This is a genomic window from Arthrobacter sp. MDT1-48-3 (genome assembly GCF_054511015.1).
Genome location: NZ_JBTNDL010000003.1, coordinates 16,828 through 35,028 on the forward strand (window position 1 = coordinate 16,828; position 18,201 = coordinate 35,028).

The 18,201-nt window shown below is 71.0% G+C and carries 18 protein-coding genes; 10 read left to right on the plus strand and 8 right to left on the minus strand.

Annotation, left to right across the window (positions count from 1 at the left end):
• Positions 1-8: 8 nt before the first annotated feature.
• Complete coding sequence (locus ACX80L_RS07720; RefSeq protein WP_133080056.1) at positions 9-1,118, minus strand: GTP pyrophosphokinase; 1,110 nt, start codon at positions 1,116-1,118, stop codon at positions 9-11.
• 148 nt (positions 1,119-1,266) lie between these two features.
• Here ACX80L_RS07720 and ACX80L_RS07725 point away from each other — a divergent pair, with 148 nt between their 5' ends.
• Positions 1,267-2,079, plus strand: coding sequence for an alpha/beta hydrolase (locus ACX80L_RS07725; RefSeq protein ID WP_459289329.1), 813 nt, complete (start codon positions 1,267-1,269; stop codon positions 2,077-2,079).
• A gap of 24 nt (positions 2,080-2,103) precedes the next feature.
• Here ACX80L_RS07725 and ACX80L_RS07730 read toward each other — a convergent pair whose 3' ends face one another.
• The 3 genes from ACX80L_RS07730 to ACX80L_RS07740 are packed head-to-tail and all read right to left on the minus strand — an operon-like array spanning position 2,104 to position 4,513.
• On the minus strand, positions 2,104-2,892 hold the full coding sequence (locus ACX80L_RS07730; protein WP_459288839.1) for an isocitrate lyase/PEP mutase family protein: 789 nt from the start codon (positions 2,890-2,892) through the stop codon (positions 2,104-2,106).
• On the minus strand, positions 2,889-3,527 hold the full coding sequence (locus ACX80L_RS07735; protein ID WP_459288841.1) for an alpha/beta hydrolase: 639 nt from the start codon (positions 3,525-3,527) through the stop codon (positions 2,889-2,891). Before ACX80L_RS07735 ends, ACX80L_RS07730 begins: the two co-directional genes overlap by 4 nt.
• An 8-nt stretch (positions 3,528-3,535) precedes the next feature.
• The gene (locus ACX80L_RS07740) at positions 3,536-4,513 is read right to left on the minus strand and encodes a ring-cleaving dioxygenase (RefSeq protein WP_459288843.1); all 978 of its coding nucleotides are present in this window, start codon (positions 4,511-4,513) and stop codon (positions 3,536-3,538) included.
• Positions 4,514-4,671: 158 nt separating this feature from the next.
• Here ACX80L_RS07740 and ACX80L_RS07745 point away from each other — a divergent pair, with 158 nt between their 5' ends.
• The 5 genes from ACX80L_RS07745 to ACX80L_RS07765 all read left to right on the plus strand — a co-directional run bounded on the left by ACX80L_RS07745 (position 4,672) and on the right by ACX80L_RS07765 (position 8,402).
• A complete protein-coding gene (locus tag ACX80L_RS07745) occupies positions 4,672-5,154 on the plus strand; it encodes a PGPGW domain-containing protein (RefSeq protein WP_133080060.1) in 483 nt (160 codons plus the stop codon).
• Positions 5,155-5,229: 75 nt separating this feature from the next.
• The gene (locus ACX80L_RS07750; protein WP_133080061.1) at positions 5,230-6,153 is read left to right on the plus strand and encodes a PfkB family carbohydrate kinase; all 924 of its coding nucleotides are present in this window, start codon (positions 5,230-5,232) and stop codon (positions 6,151-6,153) included.
• Positions 6,154-6,189: 36 nt separating this feature from the next.
• On the plus strand, positions 6,190-6,717 hold the full coding sequence (locus tag ACX80L_RS07755; protein ID WP_133080062.1) for a YbhB/YbcL family Raf kinase inhibitor-like protein: 528 nt from the start codon (positions 6,190-6,192) through the stop codon (positions 6,715-6,717).
• Between the two features lie 70 nt (positions 6,718-6,787).
• Entirely contained in the window at positions 6,788-7,597 is an 810-nt protein-coding gene (locus ACX80L_RS07760) for an HAD family hydrolase (RefSeq protein ID WP_459288846.1), read from the plus strand.
• Entirely contained in the window at positions 7,575-8,402 is an 828-nt protein-coding gene (locus tag ACX80L_RS07765; RefSeq protein ID WP_459288848.1) for a glycerophosphodiester phosphodiesterase family protein, read from the plus strand. The genes ACX80L_RS07760 and ACX80L_RS07765 overlap by 23 nt, the downstream gene beginning before the upstream one ends.
• A gap of 195 nt (positions 8,403-8,597) precedes the next feature.
• On the opposite strand, the gene ACX80L_RS07770 is transcribed toward ACX80L_RS07765, so the two are convergent.
• Positions 8,598-9,611: a phosphotransferase family protein gene (locus ACX80L_RS07770; protein ID WP_459288850.1), complete on the minus strand. Its 1,014-nt coding sequence runs from the start codon at positions 9,609-9,611 to the stop codon at positions 8,598-8,600.
• Positions 9,612-9,670: 59 nt separating this feature from the next.
• Positions 9,671-10,999: a uracil-xanthine permease family protein gene (locus ACX80L_RS07775; protein ID WP_459288852.1), complete on the minus strand. Its 1,329-nt coding sequence runs from the start codon at positions 10,997-10,999 to the stop codon at positions 9,671-9,673.
• 100 nt (positions 11,000-11,099) lie between these two features.
• Between ACX80L_RS07775 and ACX80L_RS07780 the strand changes: the two genes are divergently transcribed.
• Together ACX80L_RS07780 and ACX80L_RS07785 are read left to right on the plus strand one after the other, a co-directional pair.
• Positions 11,100-11,954 (plus strand): SDR family NAD(P)-dependent oxidoreductase, encoded by an 855-nt coding sequence (locus tag ACX80L_RS07780; protein WP_459288854.1) that lies wholly within the window; start codon positions 11,100-11,102, stop codon positions 11,952-11,954.
• Positions 11,951-13,318 (plus strand): aldehyde dehydrogenase family protein, encoded by a 1,368-nt coding sequence (locus tag ACX80L_RS07785; protein WP_133080067.1) that lies wholly within the window; start codon positions 11,951-11,953, stop codon positions 13,316-13,318. The genes ACX80L_RS07780 and ACX80L_RS07785 overlap by 4 nt, the downstream gene beginning before the upstream one ends.
• A gap of 6 nt (positions 13,319-13,324) precedes the next feature.
• Here the strand turns inward: ACX80L_RS07785 and pgm are convergent, their stop codons facing one another.
• On the minus strand, positions 13,325-14,956 hold the full coding sequence (pgm, locus tag ACX80L_RS07790; protein ID WP_133080068.1) for a phosphoglucomutase (alpha-D-glucose-1,6-bisphosphate-dependent): 1,632 nt from the start codon (positions 14,954-14,956) through the stop codon (positions 13,325-13,327).
• 159 nt (positions 14,957-15,115) lie between these two features.
• Here pgm and ACX80L_RS07795 point away from each other — a divergent pair, with 159 nt between their 5' ends.
• Both ACX80L_RS07795 and ACX80L_RS07800 read left to right on the plus strand, forming a co-directional pair.
• A complete protein-coding gene (locus ACX80L_RS07795) occupies positions 15,116-15,283 on the plus strand; it encodes a hypothetical protein (protein ID WP_459288856.1) in 168 nt (55 codons plus the stop codon).
• A gap of 52 nt (positions 15,284-15,335) precedes the next feature.
• Positions 15,336-16,529, plus strand: coding sequence for a glycerate kinase (locus ACX80L_RS07800; protein WP_133080069.1), 1,194 nt, complete (start codon positions 15,336-15,338; stop codon positions 16,527-16,529).
• Here ACX80L_RS07800 and ACX80L_RS07805 read toward each other — a convergent pair.
• Positions 16,526-18,049: a long-chain-fatty-acid--CoA ligase gene (locus ACX80L_RS07805; RefSeq protein ID WP_459288859.1), complete on the minus strand. Its 1,524-nt coding sequence runs from the start codon at positions 18,047-18,049 to the stop codon at positions 16,526-16,528. The two genes, ACX80L_RS07800 and ACX80L_RS07805, sit on opposite strands and share 4 nt — an antisense overlap.
• Between the last annotated feature and the right edge of the window lie 152 nt (positions 18,050-18,201).

The following is an 18,201-nucleotide window of genomic DNA, read 5'->3' on the forward strand; positions in this document are numbered from 1 at the left end:
GCGGCCGGCTACGCGCCGGGGTGCTGGCTGCGGTAGATCTCCATCTGGCGGTACCGGCGCTGGAGGCTGTCACGTCGGGGGGTGCTCTCCGCGTCCCGCGCCTCTGCCGTGAGGTCGATGTGCCGCTCGCCGTAGTGCCAGAGCAGCATGTCGTCGAGGAGCCGGTCGGGTCCGGGGGAGTACCGGTGGTCCAGCGCCTTGCGCACCGTGGTGATGGTGCCCGCCTGCAGGAGGGACACCAGTTCCAGGGTCGTCTTCAGGCCGTGGGCCGCGAGGAGTTCCGCCGCCCAGCCCCAGTTGTCGTCAGACTTCCGGTCCACGTGCGGCAGGAGCGTCTGCCAGATGTCGCGGATGCGGTTGGGCGTCAGGGGGGCGCTGCCCTCACCCTCCTCGTCCCAGAACCCGGTCACGGTCTCGTAGCGCTCGTGGAGTTCGGCGAACGCCGACTCCACGGTCTCGAGCATGGCCGCCGTTCCGGTGAACTGCCGGTCGAAGTAGGGGCTCCATGCCTTCGGGTTGGACGCCTTGAACCGGATGTCGTGCTCGATCTCCGACCAGGCGTGCGCCAGCACGGTGCGTACCTGTACTTCGAACAGGTAGCTCCCGGCGGCCCTGGTGTCGGGGTCGACGGCCTGCTGGAAGGACCGGACGACCTCGCTGTGGATGGTCCGCATGATGAGGTGGCGGCTGGAGTAGCCGTACGTGCCGGATTCGATGGAGCCGATGTCCTTCTCGCGGTCGCCCCGGCAGTCGAACTCGTGGCGCTGCCGCTTGAGCAGGTTCGCGGCGAGGTCCACCTCGTGCGGAAGGGTGGTGATGATGCGTACGCCCACCAGATCGGTGAGGTTGCGCAGCGGATCGGGGAACACGAGGACGGGCGGTGCACCGGCCTCGGGGGAGGGCAGGGTGCGGGAGGCCTTGTCACGGAAGGACTCGACGGTCTTGGTGCGCGCCGTGACGAAGAGCGGGTTCAGGTCCGTCCCGTCGAAGATCGCGGCGATGCTGTCGCGCATGGCGACCGTGACGCGGTCGAGGGCCGGCCGCACGCGCTCGTACTCACGCGTGTGCGCTTCGACGGCAGGCCGCAACCGCTCGTCGAGATCATCCCACGCGCCCATGAACCGTGCCTTTCCACGAAGAGTCTTCATCGTAGCCAACCGGGACGACGGTTAGGCTTCCCCTGTGGATCGAGGACACCCCGTGGGCCGGCGCTCCGTGCTCGCGCTGCTGACGGCCGCCGGTACGGGCGTCCTGGCCGCCTGCGGCATCAGGGCGGCAACCAGGGCCCGCGCCGCGGTGCCGCAGCGCTATCACTACGGCGGGCATCCGAGCCAATTCGCTGACCTCCATCTGCCTGCCGCCGGGATGGCAGTGCGCGGCGTCGTCGTCATCATCCACGGTGGCTACTGGCGCTCCACCTACGGCGCGGAGCTCGGCGAGCCCCTCGCGCAGGACCTGGTGGGACGCGGTTACGCCTGCTGGAATCTCGAGTACCGACGGGCGGGCGACGGCGGGGGCTGGCCCGCCACCTTCGAGGACGTGGCCGCCGGTATCGACCACCTGGCCCGCGCGGCGGACGAGCACGGGCTGGACCTCGGCTCGACGACGGCGCTGGGACACTCCGCGGGCGGGCACCTCGCGGTGTGGGCGGCGGGGAGGGCCGCACTGCCGGCCGGGGCTCCCGGGGCCGGGACGCCCGGAGTGCCGCTGACCGCCGTCGTCAGCCAGGCCGGTGTGCTCGACCTCCGCGAGGCCCGCGAACTGGGGCTGGGCGACGGCGCCGTCGAGAACCTGCTGGGTGCACCCGACGACCCCGAGCGCTACCGGCTCGCGGACCCCATGACCGCCGTCCCGCTCGACGTCCCCGTCTACGCGGTGCACGGGGAGAAGGACACCACGGTGCCGCTCAGCCAGGCGGAGAGCTATGTGCGGGCGGCGACGGCAGCGGGCGCGACGGCGGAACTGTCCCTCGTGCCCGGCGACCATTTCGCCGTCATCACCCCGGGATCGAAGGACTGGGACCGCGTCGTCGAACTGCTCGACGACGCGGCCGCCTCCGGACTGCCCGCACCGGGCTGACCGGGGTCCGGGTCACGGCGCTCCCTAGTTGAGGGGAAGCGTGCCCTCGGGCAGGGTGCCGCCGGCGAGCAGTTCGCGTGCGGAATCCGCCAGTGCGGTCAGGGCGACGCGCTGGGTCCAGGGTCCGTAGGAGATCCGGGCGACGCCGAGTTCCTGCAGGCGGGACGGTGCGAGGCTGCCGGGTACGTTGATGACGCTGAGGCGCTGCGGGCCGAAGGCCTCCACGAGGGTGGTGACGGCCTGCTCGTCGAGCAGGCCGGGCACGAAGACCGTGGTGGCGCCGAGGTCGAGGTACGCCCTGCCCCGTTCGACGGCGTCGGCCAGGACGTCCGCGGGATCACGGTCTCCCCCCTTCACGAAGGCATCCGTCCGCGCATTCAGCACGAAGTCGACACCCTCCGACGTCCCGGCCCTCAGGACCGCCTCCATCTGCGTGATCGCGTCGGCCAGCGGTCGCATCTGGTCCTCGATGTTCGCGCCGACGATCCCGACGCCGATCGCCCTGCGGACCGTGTCCCCGGGGTCTCCGTAGCCGGCCTCGAGGTCGGCGGAGACCGGGAGGTCCGTCGCGGCGGCGATCCGCCCGACGACGGTGATCATCTCGTCGAGCGGGATGTTCTCGCCGTCCTCGTAGCCGAGCGACGCGGCGATGGAGTGGCTCGCCGTGGCGAGCGCCGTCGTGCCCGGGATACCGGCGATCGTCCTCGCGCTGATGACGTCCCAGACGTTGACGACCTGGAGGATCTCCGGGGCGGAGTGCAGCCGGGCGAGCGTGGTGGCCTTCGCGGCGGTATCGGTGCGTGTTTCGGTCATTGCCTTACCTTCTGCGTGTGGGAGCTGATCCAGGCGGCTGCGCCGTCCATCTCGGTGGGGTGGATCCCGTGACCGCCCTCGCGGACGTTCCGGTCTACTTCGGCGCCGCGGCTCTCGAGGACCGAACCGACGCGGATCACGCTGTCGGTCGGGGCCATGGCATCCGCGGTCCCGTTGAACAGGGCGACCGCCGTGCCCGAGAGATCAGCCTCGATGGTGCGTCCTTCCAGCGGGTACATGCCGGAGAACGCGACGACGTCCGCGACCACGGCCGGGTGGAGCAGCGCGGCGGCGAGCGCGATGTTCGCACCGTTCGAGAAGCCCACCGCGACGAGCGGGCGGTCGGTGATGCCGTAGTGCTCCCGCGCCCAGTCGATGAATCCGGCGAGCTCGCCGGCGCGGCGGACGACGTCGTCGACGTCGAACACGCCCTCGCCGAAGCGCCGGAACCAGCGGTTCATACCATGTTCCTGCACCGGTCCGCGCGGTGCGAGGTAGCCGGCGCCGGGCGCGAGGCGGTCGACGAGCGGAAGGAGGTCGTGCTCGGTGCCGCCCGTACCGTGCAGGAGCAGGAGCACCGGCGTGCCTGCTGCTCCTGCACCGAACAGGTGCGGCCACGGATGCGTGGTGGTCATGTCCGTACCTACTTCACGAAGGCCTGGATGGCCGGGTTGTTCTCCCCGGGCAGTTCGATCTTCGCCACGGCGGCGGAGATCGCCTCGCGGTTCGGCTCGAGCCACGGCGGCAGCTTCAGGGAGCGGCCCAGTTCCAGCAGCGGCTCGTCGATGTCGAAGCCCGGTGTGTCGGTCGCGATCTCGAGGAGGGCTCCACCGGGTTCGCGGAAGTAGATCGAGGTGAAGTACTGGCGGTCGAGGATGGCCGTGACGCCGTAGCCGCGCTCGGCGAGCTCCTGGCGCCAGAGTTCCTGCGTCTGCTGGTCGGGGACACGGAAGGCGATGTGGTGCACCGTGCCGCCGGCGACGAGCCCGCGTTCGCCGCGCGCATCGGTGACGACGTCGACCACGGTGCCGGGTTCGCCGTCGTGCGTGCTCAGGCGGTAGCGGCCGTCCTTCTCGGCGAGGACGTTCATGCCGAGATCGCGCGTCAGCGTCTCGAGGGTGCGGGTGGGGTCCTGCACGGTCAGGACGGAGGAGTGCTGGCCGCGGACGGCGTACTCGGCGGGGACGGACGCGGAGTCCCAGGGATTGCGGGGGTCCGAGACGGAGGAGGCGACGAGGTCGATCTGCAGGCCGTCGGGGTCGCGGAGCGAGAGGCGCTCCTCCTCGGAGGATGCGCGGGAGACGGTCGACTCCACGCCGAGGGCCTTGAAGTGCTCCTGCCACCAGCCGAGGGTGCCCTGCGGCACGGAGAACGCGGTGGTGGTGGACTGGCCGCTGCCGACGCGTCCGCTGCGGATGCCCTGCCAGGGGAAGAAGGTCAGGAGGGAACCGGGACGGCCGGCCTCGTCACCGTAGTACAGGTGGTACGTGCCCGGATCGTCGAAGTTCACGGTCTTCTTGACGAGGCGCAGCCCCAGTCCCCTGATGTAGAAGTCGATGTTCCTCTGGGGATCACCGGCGATCGCGGTGACGTGATGAAGGCCTTCGGTTCGTGCAGTCACAGTGTCCTCCTTGGTAGCGACCGGTCCACGTGCGCCGGTATGTCCATGCAAACGCATGTATATCGGTATTTGTTCCCTCCCGCACGGCCCGGCCCTGTACACGGTAGGCAGCCTGCTGAGCGTCGTGTGTGTCCGGCGTCCTGTGTCATCCTGTGTGCATGGCAGCGAGAGAGCGGGTCCGGGGCTGGGTCCGCCGTACCGGCATCGAGGTGCTCGGGTGGACCCTCGTGGTGCTCGGAATCGCCGCCCTCGTGCTGCCCGGACCGGGGCTGCTGATGCTGGCCGCGGGCCTCGCCGTCCTCTCGCAGCAGTACCACTGGGCGCGCCGGTATCTGAAGCCCCTCAAGGAGAGCGCCTACCACGCCGCTGCGCTGGGGGTGAAGACGATCCCACGCATCGCGGCGAGCTGCCTCAGTGCCTTCGTGATCATGGGTCTCGGGGTCGTGTGGATCCTGCAACCCGGCGTTCCGTCCTGGTGGTTCCTCGAGGACAGGTGGTGGCTCTTCGGCGGGTCCGGTACAGGGGTCAGCCTCATCGCCTCGTCCCTGATAGCCCTCGCCCTCATCGCCTACAGCGTGCGGCGTTTCCGGGGGCGGCCGGTGCCGGCGAGGCGTTCACCCGTCGGGACGGACGCCGAGTAGGGCCCACGTCCGGGGCGTCCCCGACAGGGAAGAGCCTCCGGCCGGGTGACGCACCGGGGCTGGTACGTTGAAGGTGTGCTCACCGTAATCGGGGAAACCCTCATCGACGAAGTCGTCAGCGACACCGCGTCCATGCGCGCCCACGTGGGCGGAAGCCCCATGAACGTGGCCGTCGGGCTCGCGCGGCTCGGCCACCCGGCGCAGTTCGTCGGCAGGTACGGCGACGACGAGTACGGCCGCATGATCCAGCAGCACCTCCGCGACAACTCGGTGCCCTTCCCGGTCGAAGCCGACGGCTCGCCCACCAGCGTCGCCACCGCGCGCCTCGACCCCGCAGGCGGCGCGGCGTACGACTTCCAGCTGGTCTGGGACCTGCCCGGCCTCGCCGGGCAGAAGGACAGGCTCCTCGACGGGACCACCCTCCTGCACACCGGTTCCATCGCGACCATGCTCGCCCCGGGGGCCGACGACGTCCTGGCGCTGGTGACGGCCGCGCACCCGCTCGTCACCGTCACCTACGACCCGAACTGCCGGCCGACCATCATCCGGGACGCGGCTTTCGCCCGGGACCAGGCCGAGAGGTTCGTGGGGCTCGCGGACGTCGTCAAGGCCTCCGACGAGGACCTCCAGTGGCTCTATCCCGATCGGGCCCCCGAGGAGTCGGCGCGGGCCTGGCTGGAGGCCGGAGCCGCCGTCGTCGTCGTGACCCGCGGATCGAAGGGCCCGTGGGCGCTGTGCCGCGCGGGCCAGGTGTCCGTGCCCGCACCCCCGACGAGCGTCGTGGACACGGTGGGTGCCGGGGACTCCTTCATGGCGGCCCTCGTGGGATATCTCGTGGATCTCGAACTGGACGGCGCCCATCGCCGGGACGAGCTGCGCCGAATCAACCTCGGGCAGCTGACGGACCTGCTGCAGTACGCGGCCCGGGCCGCGGCCATCACCGTCTCCCGTGCGGGCGCCAATCCACCCACCCGGGACGAGATGGCGCGCCGGGCCTGACCCGAACGAGCCATGACGACCTCCAGGAGCACACCGATGACCCGCGACCCCTACGCAGACCTTCCGCAGGTACCCGAATTCGAGCTGACCAGCGAGGACATCACGCACCAGGAGCCGCTCGGCGCCGCGCAGGCATCCGGGGTCATGGGGGCCGGCGGCAGGGACGAATCCCCGCAGCTGGGCTGGAGCGGCTTCCCGGACGGCACCAGGAGCTTCGCGGTGACGGTCTACGACCCGGATGCGCCGACGGCCAGCGGATTCTGGCACTGGGCTGTCGCCGACCTGCCGGTCACCACCACGTCGCTGCCCGCCGGGGCCGGCACGGAGGGCTCCGGACTGCTCCCGGACGGTGCGGTGCAGCTCCGGAACGACGCCGGATTCGCCGGCTTCATCGGCGCCGCCCCGCCCGAGGGCCATGGCCCGCACCACTACCACGTCGTGGTGCACGCCGTGGACGCCGAGTCGCTGGGCGTCCCCGCGGACGCCACGCCCGCCTCGCTCGGGTTCGCCCTGTTCTCGCACACTCTCGGCCGCGCCCGGCTGATCGGCACGTTCGAGCAGTAGCCGTGGCCATCCGGCGGGTGGCCCCCGCGCCGCCGGTAGGGTGGGAGTCCAGGAAACGAAGGAGTCAGCGATGCGCCTCGTGGCGAGCGACATGGACGGGACCATCATCGGTCACGACGGCAGGATGAGCGAACGGACGGTCCGTGCGTTCCGCGCGTGCGTCGAGGCCGGGGTCGACGTCGTGTTCGTCACGGGCCGCCCGCCGCGCTGGCTGCAGCCGCTCCGGGACCAGCTCGGCCACACCGGGACGGTCATCTGCTCGAACGGCGCCCTGACGTACGACCTCGAGGCGGAGCGCGTCCTCGACGCGAAGCTCCTGAAGCCCGAGGACGTCTTCGCCGCACGCGACATCATCCGGGGGCTCTTCCCGGCGGCGACCTTCGCGGCCGAGACGGTGTCCGGCTTCCACCTCGAGCCGGGTTTCGGCGACGCCGCCACCTCCGAGCTGCTCGGCGGGATCACCGCCCAGCCGTTCGAGGAGTCCCTGCCGGGCGAGGACGTCGTCAAGTTCCTCTCCCGGGAGCGGGACGTCTCACCCGACGACTTCCTGGCGGCCGTCCGCCCCGCCGTCGCCCACCTCGTCTCGACGACGCACTCCGCTCCCACCATCGCGCTGCTCGAGATGGCGGTGCCGCACATCGACAAGTCCGTGACGCTCGCCGGCTACGCCGCGGCGCGGGGCATCGATGCCGCCGACGTCGTGGCGTTCGGCGACATGCCCAACGATGTCCAGATGCTCGGCTGGGCGGGGCAGGGGTACGCCATGGCCTCCGGGCACCCCGACGCCCTCGCCGCCGCGAAGCTCGTGGCGCCTCCGTTCGACGAGGACGGCGTGGCACAGGTGCTGGAGGAACGGCTTGCGGCGCTTCGTACGGCCTGACGCGGGCCGCTTCCCCTATCTCGACAACCGGTCCGGCCTGCGACCGGGCGGCCTCCCGCTCGCGCTGTCCCACCGCGGTTTCGCGCCCGACGGCGGGGAGAACACGATGGCCGCCTTCGAACGCGCCGTGGACCTCGGCTTCGGCTATCTCGAGATCGATGTCCGCGCGTCGAGCGACGGCGTGGTGATGGTCTTCCACGACGGGGACCTCGACCGGGTGGCCGGCGTCGGCGGACCGATCGCGGCGCGCACGGCGCTGGACCTGGGGGCGTTGTCCATCGGGGGACACGGCGGCATCCCGACCCTCGAGGCCGTCCTGGTCCGGTGGCCCCGGCTGCGCCTGAACATCGACGTGAAGAGCGATGACTGCGTGCGACCCTTCGCCGAGCTCGTCAACCGTCTGGGGGTCCATGACCGCGTGCTGGTGGCGTCCTTCTCCGACCGTCGGCGGCTCGCGGTGCTGCGCCTGCTCGGGAGGCCGACGGCGTCCTCCGCCGGCATGGCGGTCAACACCCTGGTGAAGCTGCTCGCGCCGTTCGGGCTGGCCGGTGCGGTCGCGCGCATCGCGCGGGTGCAGGCGCTGCAGGTCCCCGAGACGTACCGCGGCGTGCGCGTCGTGACGGGCCGCTTCCTCCGCGCCTGCCGGGCGGACGGGCTGCAGGTCCACGTGTGGACCGTCAACGAGCGCACGGAGATGGACCGGCTGCTGGATCTCGGCGCCGACGGCCTCGTGTCCGACGCCGCCGATGTCCTCGCCGCGTGCATGGCCGCTCGGTCCGCCTGGCCCCAGGGCCGTCCGGCCTGACGTGCAGGAGCCCGGTCGCGGCCACACCCGCAACCGGGCTCCTTCGGTATCGGCGCGCCGGCCGGGGTATCGCGCCCCCTGCCGGTCCACCGAGTCTGGTGGGTGCGGGCAGCTACCCGCTGCCCGTCTACATTATTCTTTACATCGTTGTAGAACATTCCCACGGCTCCGTGGTGGCCGTCAAGGAGGGGAGCCCTAGGACGCCGTACCGGCGGCCAGCACAGGATCGGTCAGGGTCCGCAGGTAGTGCAGGGCGGCGGGTGCGTAGGTGCGCATCGAATCGTCGTCGGCGTACACCAGCAGGCGCAGCCACGAACCGTACCGGTGCACCCCGGCCAGGGCCAGGGCGGGCTCGACGGCGGCCCGCAGTTCCGACAGGGGAGCGTAGCCGGTCCACCGCTCGAGGTAGGCGGTGACCACTGCCTGGAGGCGAGGATCGTCCGGCGTCGTGCGCCATTGTTCGTGCATCCGGGTGAGCGGCACGAGCAACGCGCTGAAGGGATGCGCCCAGTAGGAGTCCGCGAAGTCGAAGAACCGCAGCGGCTCGGTGCTGGTCCCGGGCAGGAAGCAGTTCCGCGGATGCAGGTCGTTGTGGTCGAGGGACAGGGGGACGGCGACGCTGCGCAGGACCTCGACCGCCTGGTGGATGGCCGGCAGGCGCCCGACGACGTCGTCCGCCTCCTCCGCGGACAGGTACAGCGGATGTCCGGCCGGCAGGCCCGTGTGGAGCAGGAGCTGGTTCTCGACGAAGTTGGCGGCGACTTCCGGGTTCATGAGGACCAGGCCGGCCTGCGAGAGCCGCTCGCCGTGCGGCGCGAGGAGCTGTTGCAGGTCGGCGAAGTCGCCCGTGATGCGGGCCCAGACGGAAGGGTCGGCGGAGCCCAGGGTGTCCAGGGTCGCGCCGTGGTCGGCGGTGAGCATCCAGCCCCTGGACGGTTCGATGGCCAGGGGCGCCGCGACGTGGTCCGGGGCGAGCTCACCCAGCAGCGACAGGACGGACGCCTCTGCGAGCTGCCCGAGGTTGTTCTCCTTGAACCACAGTGTCCCGTGGTCCGTGGGTACGGTCAGCTGGGTCGACCAGAAGCGGATGCGCGGCTGCTCCGTCGGTCCCAGCCGCGTGACACCGAAGTTCTCGAGCACGAGGTCGATCCACTGTTCGGCCTGCTGCCGCCACTCGGGGGAGGCCCAGACCTCGCGGGGAGACGTCATCGGACGCTGCGGATGATGGAGGAGCGGAGCATGGACCTCATTCTCGCATCGCCCGGGAGTCAGCCGAGCTTGGAGGGCCTGCTGCCGTGGTCGCTGGATTCGAGGTCGTCCGGACCCGCGACGTGCTCGCTGCCGCGGGCGCGGGCGATCGCCGTCATGCCGTGGAAGATGAGGAGCGCCGCGGCGGTCCCGAGGGCGATCCCGGCGAAGGTGAGATCACCGATCGTCCAGGTGAAGTCCGCGATGCCGATGACCAGGGCGACCCCTGCCGTGGACAGGTTGATCGGGTTGGAGAAGTTGACCTGGTTCTGCACCCAGATCCGGACGCCGAGGATGCCGATCATGCCGTAGAGCACCACGCCCGCACCGCCGAGCACGCCGGCGGGGACCGTGGCGATCAGGGCGCCGAACTTCGGGAACAAACTCAGGAGGATCGCGACGATGCCGGCCACCCAGTAGGCGGCCGTCGAATAGACACGCGACGCCGCCATGACGCCGATGTTCTCGGCGTACGTGGTGGTGCCCGAACCGCCGCCGGCACCGGCGATCATGGTGGCCAGGCCGTCCGCCATCAGGGCCCGCCCGGTCAGGGGATCCAGGTCCCGGTCGGTCATCGCGGCCACGGATTTCACATGGCCGATGTTCTCGGCCACGAGCACGAGCACGACGGGCACGAAGAGGCCGACGACGGACAGGTGGAACTCCGGGGCCGCGAAGTCCGGCAGGCCGACCCAGGCCGCGTCCCGGATCGCCGCGAAGTCGACCTCGCCCCGGATCATGGCGACGACGTAGCCGGCGAGGACGCCGACGAGGATGGAGAGCCGGCCGAGGATGCCCTTGAAGAGCACCGTGACCAGCAGGATCGCGATCACCGTCACGAGGGCGGTGAGCGGAGCCTGCTCGAAGCTCGACTTGGCCGTCGGCGCGAGGTTGAGGCCGATCAGGGCCACGATGGCACCCGTCACGATCGGGGGCATGGCCACCTGGATCCAGCGTGCGCCGGCGGTGTGGACGATGAACCCGATGATCGCCAGGGTCGCACCGGCCATGATGATGCCGCCGAGGGCGCCGGCCGCGCCGTGCTGCGTCTGCGCGGCGGCGATCGGTGCGATGAAGGCGAAGCTCGAACCGAGGTAGCTCGGCACCTTCCCGGCCGTGATGATCAGGAACAGGATCGTCCCGATCCCCGAGAACAGCAGTGTGGTCGACGGCGGGAATCCGGTGATGAGCGGGACGAGGAAGGTCGCGCCGAACATCGCCACGACGTGCTGCGCCCCGATGCCGATGGTCCTGGGCCAGCTGAGGCGTTCCTCGGGCGCGACGAACCCGCCCGCGGTCACGTTCCTGCCGTCCCCGTGGAGGGTCCAGCCGATTCCTCGTGCGCTCATGGGTATGCCTTCCGGGGATGGTCGAGGGGTTCCGGGAAATCCTATCCGCAGCACGTGACCGGGATGTTACGTTGCTTGGAATCGAGGGAAGGGCAGAGGGATGGTATCGCCGATCCGGGGACGCACCGTACTGGTCACGGGCGCGGGCAGGGGCATGGGCAGGCTCTACGCCGAACGGGCGGCCAGGGAGGGAGCGGCCGCCGTCGTCCTCTGGGACGTCGACGGGCGAGCACTCGAGGAGGTGGTCGCCGGCCTGGCATCGACCACGGCGACCGTGCACAGCTACGTGGTCGACGTCGCGTCGGTGGAGTCGATCCGGTCGGCGGCCGATGCCGTCCTCGGCGACGTCGGCGCGCCGGACGTCCTCGTGAACAACGCCGGGATCGTCCGCGGGAAGTACTTCTGGGAACACGACCACGCCGCGGACATCGACCTCACGCTGCGGGTGAACACCGCGGGGCCCATGCATGTCACGCGCGCGTTCCTCCCGGCGATGATGCGGCGCGGCACGCCCGCGAGGATCCTCAACGTGGCCTCGGCCTCCGGGACCCTCGCCGTGCCCCGCATGAGCGTGTATGCGGCGTCGAAATGGGCCGTGATCGGCTGGAGCGATTCCCTGCGCCTCGAACTGGCATCGACCGGTTCCCCGATCACCGTCACCACGCTCATCCCCAGCTACATCAGGACCGGCATGTTCGAGGGGGCCCGCGGCCCCCTGATGACTCCGCTGATGGAACCGGACCATGTGGTGGACAGGGCCTGGCGGGGGATGCTCGCCGGCAGGGCACGCGTCCAGCTGCCGTGGACCGTGCAGCTCGCCGGCACCCTCCGCAACGTCCTGCCGCAGCCCGTGTGGGACGTCGTCGCGGGGCGCGTCTTCCGGGTGTACAGCTCGATGGAGCACTTCACGGGACGCCCCGGTGCTCCCGCCGATCAGAAGGAAGGCGACGCATGAACGCCGCAGGGCTCCTCGCCGACCAGCGCCGGTACTTCGGGACGGGGGTGACCCGTGCCGCCGGGTGGCGGCGCGAGCAGCTGCGTGCGCTCCTCCGGCTGCTGGCCGAACGCGAGGACGAGCTGACGGGCGCCCTGGAGGAGGATCTCGGCAAGAGCCGGACGGAAGGCTTCCTCTCAGAGGTCGTCGTGGTCCGGGCGGAAGCGCGCTACGCCCTCCGGCACCTGGACCGCTGGATGGCACCGGAGCGGATCCCCGTCCCGGGCGGGCTGCAGCCGGGCCGCGCCTGGTCGCAGGCCCGCCCGCTCGGCGTCGTCCTGATCATCGGGCCCTGGAACTATCCGCTGAATCTCGTGCTGGCGCCGCTCGTCGGGGCGCTCGCGGCCGGCAACACGGCGGTGCTCAAACCCAGCGAGCTCGCGCCCGCGACCTCCCGGGTGCTCGCGCGCCTCGTGCCGGAGTACCTGGACCGGGAGGCCGTCGCCGTCGTCCAGGGGGGAGCCGAGGTGAGCACCGACCTGCTCGCGCAGCCGTTCGACCACGTGTTCTACACGGGCGGAGAGCGCGTGGGGAAGATCGTGATGAAGGCCGCGGCCGAGCACCTCACGCCGGTGACGCTCGAGCTGGGCGGCAAGTCGCCGGCCGTCGTCGTGGGCGGGGACCTGCGCACCGCGGCCCGCCGCATCGCCCACGGGAAGTTCCTCAACGCCGCCCAGACGTGTGTGGCGCCCGACTACGTCCTGACCACACCGGCCGCCGCGCCGATCCTCGCCGATGCGCTCGCGACAGCCGTCCGGGACTTCTACGGCAGTGATCCGAGCTCCTCGGGCGACTACGGCCGGATCATCAACGAGCACCACTTCGACCGTCTCGTGGGCCTGCTGGACGGGGGCACCGTGGTCTCCGGCGGTCACCACGAGCGCACGGAGCGGTACATCGAGCCGACCGTCCTGCGCGATGTCGATCCGGGCTCCGCGCTCATGCAGGAGGAGATCTTCGGCCCGCTGCTGCCGATCCTCGAGGTCGAAGACCTGGACGAGGCCATCCGGTTCATCGGCGCGCGGCCCCACCCCCTGGCCGCCTACCTGTTCAGCGACCGCGAGGAACACCTGCGCGAGTTCACGGACCGGGTGCAGGCGGGCGGGCTGGCCCACAACGCCTGCACCATCCAGCTCGCGGTGCCGGGCCTGCCGTTCGGGGGAGTGGGCGCGAGTGGCACCGGCAGCTACCACGGACGTCAGTCGTTCCTGACCTTCAGCCATGTGCAGCCGGTGTTCTCCAAGCCCACCCGCATGGACACGCTGCGCCTCGCGTATCCACCCTTCGGGCCGGTCAAGAGGAGGCTGCTGCGCAGGCTCCTCTGAGTCCCGTCAGCTGATGACGCCGTCCACCAGGGCCTTCGCCTCGGCCTGCACCTGCTTCAGGTGCTCCTCGCCCCGGAAGGACTCCGCGTAGATCTTGTAGACGTCCTCGGTGCCCGACGGGCGCGCGGCGAACCACGCGTTCTCGGTGGTGACCTTCAGGCCGCCCACGGGGGCGCCGTTGCCCGGTGCCTCCGTCAGGCGGGCGGTGATCTCCTCGCCGGCGAGGGTCGTGGCGGTGACGTCCGAGGGCGAGAGCCTGCCCAGGGCCGCCTTCTGCTCGCGGGTCGCTGCGGCGTCGATCCGCGCGTAGACGGGCGCGCCGAACCGCTCGGTCAGCCCGGTGTAGTGCTGCGACGGGGTCTTCCCGGTGACGGCGGTGATCTCCGAGGCCAAGAGGGCCAGCAGGATGCCGTCCTTGTCGGTGCTCCAGGGTGTCCCGTCGTGGCGCAGGAAGGATGCGCCGGCGGACTCCTCGCCACCGAAGGCGAGGTCGCCGGTCAGCAGTCCGGGCACGAACCATTTGAAGCCCACGGGGACCTCCTGCAGCACGCGACCGAGGTCGAGGGCGACGCGGTCGATGATCGACGACGACACGAGGGTCTTGCCGATCACGGCGTCTGCGCGCCAGTTGGGACGGTTGGCGTAGAGGTACTGGATGGCGACCGCGAGGTAGTGGTTCGGGTTCATGAGGCCGGCGTCCGGGGTGACGATGCCGTGGCGGTCCGCGTCGGCGTCGTTGCCCGTGGCGATGTCGAACTCGGCGGCCCGTCCGATGAGCGACGCCATGGCCGACGGCGACGAGCAGTCCATGCGGATCTTCTCGTCCCAGTCCAGGGTCATGAACGCCCACTGCGGATCGACGGTCGGATTGACCACGGTGAGGTTGAGGTTGTGCCGCTCGCCGATGGCACCCCAGTAGTCGACGGACGCGCCGCCCATCGGGTCCGCGCCGATGTGGACGTTCGCGGACCGGATGGCATCGAGGTTCAGGACCGAGGGGAGGTCGTCGATGTACTGCTGCAGGAAGTCGTAGCTGCCGATGCCCTCGGCGGTGCGGGCCTGTGCGATCGGCAGGCGCCGGACGTCCCGCAGTCCACCCTCGAGCAGGTCGTTGGCGCGGTTCGCGATCCAGGTCGTGGCATCGGAGTCCGCGGGACCGCCGTGCGGCGGGTTGTACTTGAAGCCGCCGTCGCCGGGGGGGTTGTGCGAGGGCGTGATGACGATGCCGTCCGCCTGCTCGACCTTGGCCGCGTTGTAGGTGAGGATGGCGTGGGACACGGCGGGGGTGGGTGTGTAGGCGCCGCGGGCGTCGACGAGGACCGTGACCCCGTTGGCCGCAAGGACCTCGAGGGCGGTGTTCTGCGCCGGCTCGGAGAGCGCGTGCGTGTCCTTGCCCATGAAGAGGGGCCCGGTGATGCCCTGACCGGCGCGGTACTCGACGATCGCCTGGGTGATCGCCGCGATGTGAACCTCGTTGAAGGACGACTTCAGGGACGAACCGCGGTGGCCCGAGGTGCCGAAGGCCACCCGCTGCGCAGGGTCCTGGAGGTCGGGTTCGACGTCGAAGTACGCGTCGAGGAGCTTGGTCACGTCGACGAGGTCGCTGGGAAGGGCAACAGTGCCCGCTCGGTTAGCCATGGCCCCAGCATGCCAAAGAACTCGTCCGATTACACCCGTCGGCGGGTGCATGACGGGTTCAATGACGGACGTGGCCCACGGGTTGCCCGCATGCCGATCATCAGTAAGCTGAGTATCAGCACCCAGCCAGGGGGCAGACGCATTCCGGAAGGTATCACCATGAGCGAGAATTCCAGTGACAACCCAGCCGCCGACCCCGAGGAGCAGGGCGCGGAGGAGGCCGGCACGCTCGAGGAGCAGACCGCGGGCGGCTACGGCGGGCCCGGCACCGAGGACGAGATCGCTCCGGACTTCGAGGCGGACAACGACGGCGGCTCCGGCGACTGACACCCGTCGGTCGGCCCCGGAGCGGGGCTCGACCGCCCGCTAGGGTGGACGGGTGACCACGCCAGCGCAGCAGCGCCCGCTCAAGATCGTCCTCGCACCCGATTCCCTCAAGGGCAGCCTTCCCGCAGCGGAGGCTGCCCTCGCCATGTCCGCGGGGGTCCGGGCGGCGGCGGCCCGGCTCGGCCATCCCGTACCCCACGTGGTCCTGGCGCCGCTCGCCGACGGCGGCGAAGGGACCCTCGACGCGCTCCTCACGGCCTGGTCCGCCGAGGCGCGGACCGCCGCCTGCCACGACGCGGCCGGCCGGACGCGCACCGCACGCTACGGCATCTCGAGGGCAGGAGGCCCGGGGGATGCGCCGGTGCGGGGCGTCCTGGAGGCTGCGGAGGCCAACGGCCTGCCCCTCGTCGCCGATCTCCCCCTCGATGCGCTCACGGCCACCAGTTTCGGCGTCGGGGAGATCGCGGCGCAACTGCTCGACGACGGCGCGGAGGAGATCCTGCTCTGCATCGGCGGCTCCGCGACGACGGACGGCGGGACGGGTCTGCTCTCCGCCCTCGGTGCCCGCTTCCTCGACGCCGACGGTGATCCCCTGCCGCCGGGCGGAGGAGCGCTCGCGGCCCTGGCGACCATCGACACCGCCCACCTCCATCCGCGCTCCCGCGAGGTCCGCTGGCGCATCGCGGTCGACGTCGACAATCCCCTGTGCGGACCCCGCGGTGCCGCAGCCGTCTTCGGTCCGCAGAAGGGCGCGACGCCGGACGACGTCGCCGTCCTCGACCATGGCCTGGCGCACCTGGCCGCCGTCGTGGGCGCGGTGTCCGGCGTCGACATGCTGGAGGTCCCCGGGGCGGGAGCGGCCGGCGGCCTGCCCGCGGTGCTCGTCCCGTTGCTGGGCGCGGAGATCGTCCCCGGGTCCGCCCTGGTGGCCGACGCCGTCGGTCTGGCCGGCGCGCTGGCGGACGCCGATCTGGTCCTGACGGGTGAGGGGTCCTTCGACTCCCAGTCACTGGGCGGCAAGGTGGTGCAGGCCGTGGTGGAGAACGCCCCGGCGAGCTGCGCCGTCGTCGCCGTCGCGGGGCGCGTGCAGCTCACGGCGGCCCAGGTGCAGGACGCCGGGCTGGCGGGGGCGTTCTCCATCGCGACCGGTCCCATGGTGCTCGGCGAGCTGATCCGGGATGCCGGGATGCTGATGGAGGACGCGGCCGCGCAGGTCTACGGCGTCTTCGCGGCCGGTCGGGGCTAGAGCCTGATCTCGCGCTTGAGGATCTTGCCGGTGGGTCCCTTCGGCAGGGCGTCGACCAGCACCACGCGGCGCGGGTACTTGTAGGCGGCGACCCGGTCCTTCGCGAAGTCGACGATCTCGGCCGCGAGTGCCTCGCGGGCGCCGTCGTCGGCCGGGGCGTGTTCGGCCTTGATGCCGACGACCGCCACGATCTCCTCGCCGTGCAGGTCGTCCGGCACGCCGATCACGGCGGCTTCCGCCACGGCGGGGTGCTCGTACAGCACCTCCTCCACCTCGCGCGGGTAGATGTTGTAGCCCCCGCGGAGGATCACGTCCTTCTTGCGGTCCACGATGAAGAGAAGGCCGTCCTCGTCCACGCGGGCCAGGTCGCCGGTGCGGAACCAGCCGTCCGGGATGGCCGCCTCCGTGGCGGCCGGGTTCTCCCAGTAGCCCTTCATGACGCAGTGACCGCGCACGGCGAGCTCGCCGACGTCGCCCTGCGCCACCTCGTCGCCCATGGGGTCGAGCATCCGCACCTCGACGCCCTCCACGGGCGTGCCGATGGAGCCGGGTTTGCGCAGGTGCCCCACCCGGTTGAAGCTGACGATCGGGGAGGTCTCCGACAGTCCGTAGCCCTCCAGGAGGTCCGCACCGAAGACACGCTCGAACTCGTGCAGCACCTCCACCGGCAGCGCCGATCCGCCGGAGACGGCCACGCGGACCGAGGAGAGGTCGGTGTCCGTGACACCCGGGTGGCGCAGCATCGCGATGTACATGGTGGGGACGCCCTCGAAGATCGTCACCCGGTCGCGGGCGATGATCTCGAGCGCCTTCCCGGGCTCGAAGCGCGGCAGGAGCGTGACCGTGGCCCCGGTGAGGACGGCGGCGTTGAGCGCGCAGGTCTGCCCGAAGATGTGGAAGAACGGCAGTCCGCCGAAGAGCACCTCGCCCTCGGCGGTACCCATGAGGTCGCGGGAGATCTCGGTGTTGCGGGAGAGGTTGGTGTGGGAGAGGGTGGCTCCCTTGGGGCGGCCGGTGGTGCCGGAGGTGTAGAGGACCACGGCGGTCTCCTCGCCGTCCAGGTCGACGACGCCGGGGGTGGGCTCGGCGGCGGACACCTGCTGCATGAACGTGGTGCTGTCCACGGGGATCACGCTCACGGGATCGCCGGTCTCGGCGCCGGACGCCTCGGCGCCGGCCTGCGTCTCAGCGAGGATGCCCTCCCAGGCGAAGACGAGCCGGGCGCCGGAGTTCGTCAGGTGATAGGCGACCTCGCGGCCCTTGAGGAGCGGATTGAGGGGCACGACCACGGCGCCCGCCCGCAGGACCCCGTAGTAGACGAATGCCATCTGGGGAATATTGGGCATGATGAGCGCCACGCGGTCCCCGCGCTGCACGCCGTGCCCGGCGAGCAGCGTCGCCACCTTCTGGCTGAGTACCTCGAGCGCCCCGAAGGTGACCTCGATGTCGTCGAGCTTGATGGCCACGGCCGAGGGGCTCCTCGTTGCAGTGGCCACGAGGTTGTTGGCGAGGTTCGGCACGCGATCTCCTTTGATCTCCAGCACGATGCTGCAACGGACGGTACGGGAGTTACCGGTCGGTAGAAGTCTGGGCGATGGGCGCTTCGCATGCAACAGGACCCGCCCGGAGGTGCCGGGCGGGTCCTGTTCATGCCGGGGGCCGCACCGGCCCC